This is a genomic window from Thalassotalea montiporae, assembly GCF_053485855.1.
The window spans coordinates 98520-111003 of sequence record NZ_JBQRUO010000001.1; the positions used below are offsets into that span (position 1 = coordinate 98520).

Below are 12484 nucleotides of genomic sequence, written 5' to 3' on the forward strand. Positions count from 1 at the left end.
TTAAGCAGGCTCAACCCAGAGTTCGCCGACTTCGGTGTCGATAACTACCACTTTAGCGCCAGCAGGAATCGTTCGCTTAGATTTCACTTGCCAGTCGATACCTGACAATTTGTGGGTCGTAGAAGATGTTGCGTCAATTTCTTTATCTAGCACAAATTCCATACCGATAAAGTCGTTTTTCACCTTGTGGGTATCTTGGCGGTTTTGGAAACGCTTTAATGGTTTCCACAATATCGCCGCGAAAATCGTAGTAAAGATCGCGACGGTCAACACTATCGGCATCAATTGCACAGGGACAAGGCTAGTCAACACTAAGCTACCAGCAATCACTAAAGCAAGGCCGACAAAGGTCAGAATAAAAGTAGAAAAACCCAGTACAGCTACTTCAATAATAAGCAGCAAAAGGCCGAGCGTCACTAATGACTCACCGGCATTATTAGCAATAAGTTCCATTTGATTTCCTTATCTTTGATTAAGGTTTCTGCTTCATCACATTGAGAATGCTAGTTGCTTGAGCAACGAGTGAGCCCGCTTCAGTTGAGCCATCAGGTAGCAGAACAACAGTTGAGTCTTTGGCGATGGCTTCTTTAGCGCCAATGGCTTTTGTGGCGAGCTCTAGTTCAACCGCTTTTTGACCTTCTTGGGTTGCTGCCTTTTCACCAATTTTCTCAATCGCTTCTGCCTGTGCATTTGCCACTTTAATTATCGCTTCCGCCTCACCTTCCGCTTTTAATACCTGTTCACGCTTATCTGCTTCTGCGGCTAGAATTTTGGCTTGCTTTTCACCTTCGGCTTTATTGATTTCAGCTTGTTTTAAGCCTTCAGATTCAAGAACGGTAGCGCGTTTCTCCCGCTCCGCTTTCATCTGTTGCTCCATCGCATTCATTACCGAATTTGGAGGCATAATGTCTTTAATCTCGTAACGTAATACCTGCACGCCCCAAGTACCCGCAGCTTCATTAATGGCATTCACAATGGCAGCGTTTATGGCGTCACGCTCTTCAAAGGTTTTATCCAGCTCCATTTTACCGATTTCAGAACGCATGGTGGTTTGTGCCAGCTGAGTCACAGCAAAGTTGTAGTCATCAACCCCGTAAGTCGCTTTTTGTGGGTCTAGTACGCGGAAATACAAAACACCGTCAACAGTAAGGGTGATGTTGTCTTTAGTAATGGCACTTTGGCTGGGAACATCGACCGCTTGCTCTTTCAACGAGCGATCAGCGCTGATTTGTTCGATAAAAGGCACTAAAAAGTTTAGGCCTGACTCTAAGGTGCGGGTGTATTTACCAAAGCGCTCAATTACATAGGCACGATTTTGCGGTACAAATTTAATCCCACTTTTTAGTACTACCAGTACAAAAACAAGCAGGGCAAACTGCACGGTAAATACGTAATTTAAGATGATGTCCATCGAGTATCCTTTTTGTTAATAAATTCAAATTCCGTCTGTATTTCTCGCGCTATATTAGGTGACTAATCGCACTAAGAAAATTTAATAATTACCATAAGCGAATAGTAAAGATATTGAAACGATTAGTTTTTATTTGTTGGCTGACAAAGGCAGGTATTGTTGCTGGCACTCTTATATCGATGGTTGTGAAAAGTTAAATTTTTCTTTGAAGATAAAACTCTTACGCCTTTATACTGGCTGGAAGTGATAGGACGTTACTAAGGAATAGTAAGTGAAATGGATTTTATGGTTGCTGACACTCATGTCGGCACCGCTATACGCGACTCAGCAGGCCTCAATCCAACAATATCAGATTCAGCAATATACTGAAGCTGAATGCATTCTTATTAAGCAGCAAGTGGCTGACTATAAGCGTAGGCTTGGCAGCAATTCAGGGTTATATCTGCAATCAAAAACAAGTTTTGATAAGCACTGCCAACACCCTGTTCAAAAGACTGTCCGCTTGTCTCAACCTTCGGCCAACCAAATAACTAAAGCTGATATCGTTGCTAAAGAAAATCATGTAGCTAGCGCCTTTCTGCCAACTAAAGATACTGATACAGCTGAAAAGTTTAGAGAGCCACCATCATCGTTTAGCTTGATGTTTAAACCCTTGCTAGCAATGTTATTTTTGGCCTTTTTAGGTTCACTAGCGCTGGCGTACTTCAAGAAAAAACTACCGCAGATTAAAGGTCGTATCGGTGAAAATTTAGTAATTAAAGGCTTAGAAAAGCACCTAGACTCTGGTGAATATACCATCATCAATGATGTCACCTTGCCGCTTGAAGATGGTGGAACCACGCAAGTAGACCATGTTGTTGTTTCTCGATTTGGCATTTTTGTCATTGAAACTAAGAACATGAGCGGCTGGATCTTTGGTAGTGAAAAACAAGCTAGTTGGACGCAAACGATTCATCGCTCAAAACACCAGTTTCAAAACCCGCTAAGACAAAATTATAAACACACTAAAACGCTTTCTGCTTTGCTGGACTTGCCGCACGAGCTTTTCCATTCGGTTGTTGTGTTTACCCGCAATGCAGAACTGAAAACAAAGCTTCCAGATAATGTTGGTCATTTGGACGAAATGGTGAGTTATATCAAAGCGTTTAATGAAGAAGTCATTAACTATAAGTTGAAAATAAAAGTGGTAAAGCATGTAGATGTTGTGAGGTTGAAACAAGGTAGAAAGACCAACAAGCATCATATTGATTACTTAAACGAAAATTAGTTTGCACCACAAGGAATTGGCGATATGGCAAGAAATAACAACCAACTTAAGCTAGCTGAAGCTCTGCGGGAATTTGAAGTAAACGGTACTATTTTTACTGCCGATATGATTGTAGAGCAGACAACATACAACAAAAACTCGGTTAATAAATATATTAATGAAAAGCTTTTAGATAAGTATGTTTTTCACGCTGGCTCTCGCACCAAATACAGGTGTGAAGGAGTTGCCGCACTTTCAAATGAAGAGTTTCTGGCTGTTATGAGTCAGTCAGCAAAAGCGAAAAAGAAGACCCCCGAAGAACAGTTTTACCAGAAATTGATTGGTCGAAGTCTGGATGCATTCACGTTAGCGTTGGAAGTTTATAATCGCCCAAGCATGAAAAACAGAGTTGAAGCCTTCACGATAATGATGGTTAATGCTTGGGAATTGTTGCTGAAGGCGGAGGTGTTGAAAGTCGATGGCTATGAGAAAATATTTTATGAAGATGATCGAAGTATTTCTGTTACTGATGCTGTAAAACGTAGACTTCAAGAAAAAGATCCTGTTCGTATTAACTTGGAAACCCTTATTGATTTGAGAGATCAGGCCGTTCACCTGTTAATTCCTGAGTTGCAATCTCAATTATCAAGGCTTTTTCAAGCTACCGTACTGAATTATCAAACAAGATATAAGAATGAGATGGGTAATGCACCACTATCTGGACAGAGTGTTGGGATGCTGAGCCTTGTGCTCGATGGACCGAAACCAGAGATTGCATTGATTCAAAAACAGTATGGCAAACATACTGCAAACTCTGTATCTAGGTTTATTAATCAATTTGATAAAACTGCTAAAGAAGTTGATTCAACAGAGTTCACTATACCTATTGATTATCGCCTTGCTTTAGTCAAGCGAGAGGATGAAAGCGATCTTTCGTTAAGTGTTGGGGATGAAGGCGAAGGTGCAATTATTATTACTAAAACCAAAGATCCTGAATTAACGCACCCGTACCGAATGAAAAAAGCTTTGGCAGAAATTAACAAACGACAGAACATTGAATTCATAAAAAGTGGTGCATTTCAGGCTGTATTGAATAAACATAAAGTAAATAAACAGAAGAAATCTGAATATCGATATGAAATAGATGGAATTCCCCGCTATTCAGAGAAATTTATTGTGTGGTTTGTCGATAACTTAAAGCAGCCAAATTGGTTGGAGTCGGCTAAAGAGTTTCGCAGGCGGCAACTAAGTAAGAAGAAAAAGTAGTGTCCAATTTAATTGATTTTGATGGCAATTTTGATAGCGGTTTATGCATTTATTTAACAAAAAAGCCTGATAAATATATCGAGTATACATATGAAGGTGCTGTAATTAAGGCAGATCCCGCTCACCAACTTATCTTTTGTGAATTTAACGGGGCATCTAATAGAGATGAGACCCACTCAAAAGGGTATAAAATAATACAAGAAGTATTAGATATCTTATGCCTAAACGCTGTGACAACTTTGATAACAGAGAAGTCTGATGAAGAATATTTATCGTGGTGGAATGATGAGGGGAAAAGAAAACTATATCACCATATAACAATTTCGCAGCCGATGAAAATTGGCCCTATTCAGATAACCTCTTATGACAAAGATGGCAATGTCGTACCGCCAGTTAAAGTAAAACAGAAATATCATCATGCTTTTCGATACTTCAGGTTATCTCAAGCATCAGATGACATTTATGATGCATACCGAAATATGTACTTAGCGTTGGAATTGCTTGTATCAAGTGAGCTACCGTTTGATAAGAAGAAGTACACTGAACGAAATTGGTTGAAAGCTTTTCTCTTTGAGCACTATAAGCGCCTTCAATTGACCTATTGGGTCGGAGAGCAAGAAGAAAAAGGGGCAGGAATCTTAGCTGACGAAATATATCGCTTGGGCAGGTTACCCCTTTTTCATGCCAAAGAAGGAAGAGATGTTTATATACCAGCGGACAACTTTGCTGAAAAAATTCAAATTAGTAAAACATTAGAAAAGTTAAGCTTTATAATAAAGCGCATTACTGACAGCAGGTTTAATGTAGGTCGTTCAGGTGCATCAATAAGTCATAGTTTGATGAATAAAGTTTCTTATGACTTACTTCATGAAAAAGTATTAGTAATTACGGATGAAAAATTTGATAAAAATATAGGTAAAGTAAGCAGTTTTATCGCTGAATCGAAAATTGAAGTTGAATCATTAGATGACGATGAAATGGAAGTAGTTCTGCATGCAGAGTGTTCGCTAGAATCGGTTAAATCCATAGAAACTTTTCATGTTTTATCTGATGAAGGCGAGGCTTTAATTAGCTGGTCCTTTGATATCGGATTCGATGTATCAACATTCGATAATATCGAGATTTGCGGAGTTTGTCGTCAGTTTTTGTTAAATAATCCGAAGAGGTTCTACTCAAGGTAAAGCCTTTGCTCTCAAAGCCAGCGGAAGCTGGTTTTTACTCAAATAAAGTTAATCTAGAAAAATACCTTATCAACATTAGACATGAGAATTTCAGCGAAAAATGAGAATTTAAAGAAAATTCTCATTTCCGATAAGATTCTCCAACGTCACCAGCTATTCCAACTTATCCTCCACGCTATTCACTTTTGGAATAAAAAAGCGTTTTCTATTCTTTTTCTTTTAAGCCGCATTTGTCTATCCTTTGCCCATCTTTTTAAATGGGCGAAGTATTTCATGCTTACTAATCAGCAAAACTCGAATCCTACTTCTGGTGCGCCAGCTTCAGGTACTAGTGCATTAGATGCTAATCAGCTAGCGCAGCTGCAACAACTTACGCAAGGCTATTCGCCATTGCAACTTGCTTGGGCAAGTGGCTACTTAGCCGCGAAAAGCGAAATGTCTCCAGTGGCAACTGCGGTTGCAGCGGCAACACAAACTGCTGTTAGCCAAACGTTAACTGTGCTTTACGCATCGCAAACAGGTAACGCGAAAGGCGTGGCAACTCAAGTGGCTGATGCTGCCAAAGCCGCAGGTATTGAAGTTGTTCTGAAAAATGTAGCGGATTACAAAGCGAAAGGCTTAAAAACCGAAACCCATCTATTAATTGTCGCCAGTACCAATGGCGAGGGTGAGCCACCTGATGATGCCATTGAGTTCCACGAATTCTTAAACAGCAAGAAAGCGCCTAAGTTAGATAACCTGAAATACAGCGTATTAGCGCTGGGTGATTCTAGCTATGAGTTCTTCTGTCAAACAGGTAAAGACTTCGATTTACGCTTAGCTGAGCTAGGTGCAACACGTGTTGCTGATCGTGTTGATTGTGATGTTGATTACGATGCCGATGCCGATGCATGGCGTGTATCAATTGTTGAATCACTTAAAGATGAGTTGACTGCGCCAGCAGCTGGTCTTGCACCAGTCGTACAACTACCAGGTACTGAAGCGCCTGCGTCGGTTTACACTAAACAAAACCCATATGCAGCTGAGCTATTAGTTAGCCAGAAAATTACCGGTCGCGATTCAGCGAAAGACGTTCGCCATATCGAAATTGATTTAGGTGAGTCAGGGCTTACTTACCGTGTGGGTGATGCACTGGGTGTTTACTTTGATAACGACCAAGCCTTAGTTGAAGAGTTATTAGCAGCGGTATCACTGACCGGTGATGAAACTGTTGAGCTACAAAAATCAGGTAAAACCTTATCGCTACCAATCAAGCAAGCTTTAGTTGAGCAGCTTGAAATTACTCAAACACCACTCGCGTTTGTTGAGTTCTGGGTACAGCACAGTGGCGACGAGCAACTGGCTGAGAAGATTGTTGATAAGAACACATTACGTGAGTTTGCTGCCAATCACCAAGTTGTTGATGTGATTAAAGCGGCGCCAACAGCAATTGAAGCGCAATTGTTAGCAGACAACTTACGCAAAATTACGCCGCGTTTATATTCAATCGCGTCAAGCCAAGCGGAAGTGGATGAAGAAGTACACTTAACCGTTGGTGTAGTGAATTACGCATTTAACGACAATGAGCGTGTTGGCGGTGCCTCTGGTTTCTTAGGTCGTCGTTTGGAAGAGGGCGGTCAAGTACGTGTGTTTGTTGAGCACAACGACAACTTCCGTTTACCAGAAAATCCAGAAACGCCAGTAATTATGATCGGCCCAGGTACAGGTGTTGCGCCGTTTAGAGCCTTTATGCAAGAGCGTGAAGCAAACGATGCCAGCGGTGATAACTGGATGTTCTTTGGTGACCAAACCTTTACGCAAGACTTCCTATACCAAGTGGAATGGCAGAATTACTTAAAATCTGGCCTGTTAACTAAGATGGATGTGGCTTTCTCGCGTGACCAAGCAGAAAAAGTGTATGTACAACATCGCTTGAAAGAAAATGCCGCTGAGGTATTTGCATGGTTAGAGCGTGGCGCGCACTTATACGTATGTGGCGACGCTAACCGTATGGCGAAAGACGTGCACAACGCCTTAGTTAAAATTGTTGCTGAGCAGTCAGGTAAAACTGCTGAGCAAGCTGAAGAATATTTAACAACCTTGCGTAAGGGCAAGCGTTATCAGAAGGATGTTTACTAATGAGTGATGTAAAAACATTTGAGCCACTACCAGCACAAGGCCCGCTTGAAGGTGAAGGCCCAATCAAGGTAGAAGGTAACTTAGCTGATAACGAACGTTTAAAGCGCGAAAGTAACTTTTTACGCGGTACCATTGCTGAAGATCTGCAAGACCGCATTACCGGTGGCTTTACCGCGGATAACTTCCAGTTAATTCGCTTCCACGGTATGTACCAACAAGATGACCGTGATATTCGTGCCGAGCGCCAAAAGCAAAAGCTAGAGCCAATGCACAACGTGATGTTACGTGCGCGTATGCCGGGCGGTATTATCAAGCCTGAGCAATGGTTAGCGATTGACAAGTTCGCAGAAGAAAGCACCACTTACGGCAGTATTCGTTTAACCACGCGTCAAACATTCCAGTTCCACGGTGTGTTAAAGCCGAACATTAAGTTAATGCACCAAACGCTGAACAGCATTGGTATTGACTCAATTGCCACCGCAGGTGATGTAAACCGTAACGTACTGTGTACTTCAAATCCAGTTGAGTCTGAACTGCACCAAGAAGCATACGAGTGGGCAACTAAAATCAGTGAGCACCTACTACCAAAAACTAAAGCGTATGCAGAAATTTGGTTAGACGGTGAAAAAGTAGAAACGACTGAAGAGCCTATTTTAGGAAGCACTTACTTACCGCGTAAGTTCAAAACTACGGTTGTAATTCCGCCACAAAACGATGTTGACGTGCATGCGAACGACTTAAACTTTGTTGCTATCAGCGACAACGGTAAGCTTATTGGTTTTAACGTGTTAGTTGGTGGTGGCCTTGCGATGACGCACGGTGACAAATCAACCTACCCGCGCCGCGCTGATGATTTCGGTTTTGTGCCATTAGAGAAAACGTTAGACGTAGCCGCTGCTGTGGTTACTACACAACGCGATTGGGGTAACCGTGTTAACCGTAAGAATGCAAAAACTAAGTACACGCTAGATCGCGTTGGTGTTGATGTATTTAAAGCGGAAGTAGAAAAACGTGCTGGTGTTGAATTTGCGCCAAGTCGCCCGTACGAGTTCACTGAGCGTGGTGATCGTTTCGGTTGGGCGGAAGGTATTGATGGCAAACATCACTTAACCCTATTTATCGAAAACGGTCGTTTATTAGATTACCCAGGTAAGCCATTAAAAACCGGTGTACGTGAGATTGCGAAAGTTCACCAAGGTGACTTCCGTATGACCGCTAACCAAAACCTGATCATTGCTGGTGTCGCCGAAGCTGATAAAGCGCAAATCGAAACCTTAGCCATTGAGCATGGTTTATTAGACGCATCAACGTCAGAGCAACGTCAAAACTCAATGGCATGTGTGGCATTCCCTACTTGTCCATTAGCGATGGCAGAAGCAGAGCGTTACTTGCCGGGCTTAGTTGACGATGTTGAAGGCTTACTTGCTAAGCACGATGTTGCCGACGAGCACATTATTTTGCGTGTTACGGGTTGTCCGAACGGCTGTGGCCGCGCCATGTTGGCCGAAGTTGGCTTAGTGGGTAAAGGCCCAGGTAAATACCAAATGTACTTAGGTGGTAACACCGGCGGTACGCGTATTCCTAAGCTTTACAAAGACAATATTGACGAGCAAACGGTATTGGCAGAACTAGACGGTTTAATTGGCCGTTGGGTCGCTGAGCGCAAAACAGATGAGCAAGGCCAAGTAGAGCGCTTTGGTGACTTCGTTATCCGCGCAGGCGTTGTTGAAGAAGTGATCATTAGTGTGAGAGATTTTCATGCCTAATATTCAGTCAGAAGCTGCTGCCTCTGTCGCTGAATTGCCCGTCGCTGGTGCGCCGGTTAGCGAGCTGTCGCCCGCTACTGTGCCAGCCGCTTGGCTCAGCCAGTGGAACGAGCAGCTAGAAAAGCAAACACCAATAGAGCGTGTTGCGTGGGCAATGGAAAACTTGCCAGGTAACTTTGTGCTGTCATCAAGCTTTGGTATTCAGTCAGCAGTAATGCTGCACTTGTTAACGCAAGTGGATCCAAACATTCCGGTGTTGGTGACAGACACAGGCCACTTGTTCCCAGAAACCTATCGCTTTATTGACGAGCTAACCACTAAGCTCAACCTGAATTTGCAGGTGTACAGCGCTAAAGAAAGTGCGGCTTGGCAGTTAGCAAAATATGGTGAGCAATGGGCGCAAGGCCCAGATGAGCTAAAACGCTATAACCAAATGAACAAGGTAGAGCCTCTTGAACGTGGTTTAACTGACTTAGGTGCAGGCACTTGGTTCTCTGGTATTCGTCGTCAGCAATCGGATCACCGTGCGGGTTTGTCGGTATTAAGCACCTTGCGTGGTCGCTTTAAAGTGCACCCAATTATTGATTGGTCAAACCGCGATGTGCATCAGTATTTAACGAAGCACGGTTTACCGTATCACCCGCTTTGGGACCAAGGCTATGTATCGGTTGGCGATACTCATAGCACGCGCCCATTGACGGCGGATATGGATGAAAGTGATACGCGCTTTAATGGTATGCAACGTGAATGTGGTTTGCATACGGATGGTGATGGTATCTAAGTTCGTAAACAGAAACGCTCGCGCACTCTGTTTAACTGAGATTTGATTAAGGCTCTTTATTAAGAGCCTTTTTTGTGCGCATTAGTTTTTGTTTTCTGAGCGTATAGCTTGGGATTTTATATATTGCGACGGTGAGCAGCTAAACCAGCGATGGAAGGCTTTATTGAAGGAGCTTTGTTCATTAAAACCACATTCGGCGGCAATATCACCAATAGACAGCTTACTCATATTTTGCTTATCTATCGGCTGAATATTATTGGCTGTTTGTTGGTTGTCCGCCTGGTTGTTTTTGAAAAGTTTATTTTCGATAGGCTTCTGGCCGATAAACTGATTAAGCAAGGCTTCAGCTCTTGTTTTTCGCTCTCTATCAAAGAGCTCAGCATAACTTGTCTCTTCTGCTTTTAACTTTCGCTGTAGCTGCCTTGTCGATATTGCAAACTGCTGCGCAACTGTTGTGATTGAACAGTCGGTTAGATTTGGCAGCTCTGCCAGTAGCGACGTTACTTGAGAGCTAAATGTTTGGCTAATACCTTGTTTGGTATCTTGGTTATCGTTAAGGGCGGTGATTTGTGCCAGCTGCTGCTTCGAAAGCTCGGCAAGTGATGTAAACAAGGACGGGTTAGCACTTTGAAACCGAAGTTTTAAGTATGCCGTTGGAAATTCAACAGAATTGCTATCGCAATTTACTAAGACAGGGCAGCCAAACCAATTCACTAAGCATTGCTGCTCCGCACTTGACCAGCTGTCTTGAAAACAGACCCGAGTTGGGCTGAGTTCGCGGCCAAGGATCTGCCTTGTTGAAGCTAGCCAGGCAGTAAAATTTCGCAAAACTACTTGCCGACTGCAAGGCTCAAACGGTTGCCAACTGATGCGTGCTAGCTTGTGTTGCTGGCTAAAGCTTGCTTGCCCAATATTGGCGACCAGTTGATCGTATTTTAATAACACATCAACCGCATCAGCGAGGGTGGTTGCCGATTCGATCAAATAGCCAAGTAAACCAAAATCGGCACTTTTAATATCTTTACCTAACTCAAAGCCAATTAACGGATGCGCTAACTCCTGCTCGGCAAATGCCAGCAAGTCACTGTATTGCTTAAGGGCAATGCGCTGTTCGTTATCGTTAAGGTCAAAACCTACCAAATCAACCTGCTCAAGCGCGTGCTTGGGCGGAATTCCTTGGCGCTCAAGAAAGTGCAGTATGCTTAAAAAGTAATGGGTTGAACTGGTAAATTCCATAATGACGTGGTGGTAGTTGCAATTCCTTGTTGTCGCCTTAGGACAAAAAGTTGGCGTGATGGCGCAAGTTTCCCATAGAAATTTTTATTATGCTAGTACACGTGTTGATAATTTAAGCGTCGATAATTTATGTCTCGTAGTTGAGGCGTTAAAAATTTACTCTGCAACAGTAAGCTTAATAAATAAGCCGACTTAACGAATAGTGGTGCAAAGCAATATGGTAAAAGTGAGTGTTCAACATCAAGTTCAGGCAAGTCGTCAGCAAGTGCTGGCTGAGCTCTTGGATCATGTGAATTTGTCTCGTTTTTTTGATGCCAAATTTAGCCTAGTGCGTGCTCAGCAAAATGGTGCTGTGGCTGGCGGTATCGGTAGCCAGCGACAAATAAAAATGCTGGGCACTCGCTTTGTCGAAGAAATATTGGCGGCAGATGAAAACGGCGTGAGCTACAAGATTATCGGTGACTGGCCTGTGAAAAATCATCGCGGTGATATTGTTTTATCTGAAACCGAGCATGGTACGACTGTGGTGGACTATCAAATTGTTTGTCTGGCGCCTTGGTTTATTCCATCGGCTTTATTGCAGTATTTATTAACCAAGGATGTTGCTAAGGCAATGCAAAGGCTCGCTGCCTTATATAACTAAGTGTGGAATGTGTTAATCATGAGTGTTGAATTAATTTTAATAGCCTTAAGCCCGATTTTTTTACTCTTTATGGTGGCGGAATATCTTAAGTATCGCCATTTCTATGAGGTCAAAGATAGCCTTTCTAATATGGCGTTGGGCGCTAGCTACCAGGTAAGTGATGCGCTGATTTTGTTCTTACTGATGCCAGCGTTTATTTGGCTGCATCAATTTAGTTTGTTTGAGATCCCGTTTACCGGCTGGACACTACTGATCGGCTTTATTATTCAAGATTTTCTGTATTACTGGTTCCACCGTGCGTCACATTTTATTCATTGGTTCTGGGTTGCTCATATCGCTCACCATAGCTCAACCAAACTGAATTTTTCGACGGCATTTCGTCAAAGCGTGCTGTACCCAATCACAGGTATGTGGCTGTTTTGGTTACCCATGATTTTAGTCGGCTTTGAGCCAACTATGGTGTTTGCGATTGTCGCCCTTAATTTAGCGTTTCAATTTTTTATTCATACGCAAGCGGTGGGTAAATTGGGCTGGATAGAAAAAGTATTCAACACGCCGTCGCACCACAGAGTTCATCATTCTACAAACAGAGAGTATATTGATAAGAATTTTGCCGGCATATTAATTATTTGGGACAAAATGTTTGGCACGTTTATCGAGGAAAAAGACGACGTGCCATGTAAATTTGGCATTGTTGGAGAACTGCCGGGCAATAATCCGATTAAAGCCAATATTGACCAAGGCTTGCATATGCTACGCAAATTAAAACAAGCCAAAGGCTGGCAACAAAAACGTGCTGTATTATTTGGCTATCCAACTCATGAGTAAGGGCGACT

At 42.6% G+C, this 12484-nt stretch carries 11 protein-coding genes; 8 read left to right on the forward strand and 3 right to left on the reverse strand.

What is annotated here, in order from left to right:
• Positions 1-453 (reverse strand): NfeD family protein, encoded by a 453-nt coding sequence (locus ACSLUR_RS00485; protein WP_448550810.1) that lies wholly within the window; start codon positions 451-453, stop codon positions 1-3.
• A 19-nt stretch (positions 454-472) separates the two neighbouring features.
• Positions 473-1411 carry an SPFH domain-containing protein gene (locus tag ACSLUR_RS00490; RefSeq protein WP_116006562.1) on the reverse strand — a complete coding sequence of 313 codons (939 nt, stop codon included), beginning with the start codon at positions 1409-1411 and terminating at the stop codon, positions 473-475.
• 271 nt (positions 1412-1682) lie between these two features.
• Here ACSLUR_RS00490 and ACSLUR_RS00495 point away from each other — a divergent pair, with 271 nt between their 5' ends.
• From ACSLUR_RS00495 to ACSLUR_RS00520, 6 genes are all read left to right on the forward strand, one after another.
• Entirely contained in the window at positions 1683-2678 is a 996-nt protein-coding gene (locus ACSLUR_RS00495; protein ID WP_448550813.1) for a nuclease-related domain-containing protein, read from the forward strand.
• Positions 2679-2702: 24 nt separating this feature from the next.
• A complete protein-coding gene (locus tag ACSLUR_RS00500; RefSeq protein WP_448550815.1) occupies positions 2703-3923 on the forward strand; it encodes a DUF3644 domain-containing protein in 1221 nt (406 codons plus the stop codon).
• Entirely contained in the window at positions 3923-5104 is a 1182-nt protein-coding gene (locus ACSLUR_RS00505) for a hypothetical protein (RefSeq protein ID WP_448550817.1), read from the forward strand. The genes ACSLUR_RS00500 and ACSLUR_RS00505 overlap by 1 nt, the downstream gene beginning before the upstream one ends.
• Before the next feature lie 273 nt (positions 5105-5377).
• Positions 5378-7222: an assimilatory sulfite reductase (NADPH) flavoprotein subunit gene (locus tag ACSLUR_RS00510; RefSeq protein WP_448550819.1), complete on the forward strand. Its 1845-nt coding sequence runs from the start codon at positions 5378-5380 to the stop codon at positions 7220-7222.
• Entirely contained in the window at positions 7222-8988 is a 1767-nt protein-coding gene (gene cysI / locus ACSLUR_RS00515; protein ID WP_448550821.1) for an assimilatory sulfite reductase (NADPH) hemoprotein subunit, read from the forward strand. Before ACSLUR_RS00510 ends, cysI begins: the two co-directional genes overlap by 1 nt.
• Positions 8981-9769: a phosphoadenylyl-sulfate reductase gene (locus ACSLUR_RS00520; protein ID WP_448550823.1), complete on the forward strand. Its 789-nt coding sequence runs from the start codon at positions 8981-8983 to the stop codon at positions 9767-9769. Before cysI ends, ACSLUR_RS00520 begins: the two co-directional genes overlap by 8 nt.
• Before the next feature lie 81 nt (positions 9770-9850).
• Here ACSLUR_RS00520 and ACSLUR_RS00525 read toward each other — a convergent pair whose 3' ends face one another.
• Positions 9851-11005 (reverse strand): AraC family transcriptional regulator, encoded by a 1155-nt coding sequence (locus ACSLUR_RS00525; protein WP_448550825.1) that lies wholly within the window; start codon positions 11003-11005, stop codon positions 9851-9853.
• Between the two features lie 205 nt (positions 11006-11210).
• Between ACSLUR_RS00525 and ACSLUR_RS00530 the strand changes: the two genes are divergently transcribed.
• Together ACSLUR_RS00530 and ACSLUR_RS00535 are read left to right on the forward strand one after the other, a co-directional pair.
• Entirely contained in the window at positions 11211-11648 is a 438-nt protein-coding gene (locus tag ACSLUR_RS00530; protein WP_448550827.1) for an SRPBCC family protein, read from the forward strand.
• An 18-nt stretch (positions 11649-11666) separates the two neighbouring features.
• Positions 11667-12476: a sterol desaturase family protein gene (locus ACSLUR_RS00535; protein WP_448550829.1), complete on the forward strand. Its 810-nt coding sequence runs from the start codon at positions 11667-11669 to the stop codon at positions 12474-12476.
• The last annotated feature ends 8 nt before the right edge of the window (positions 12477-12484 follow it).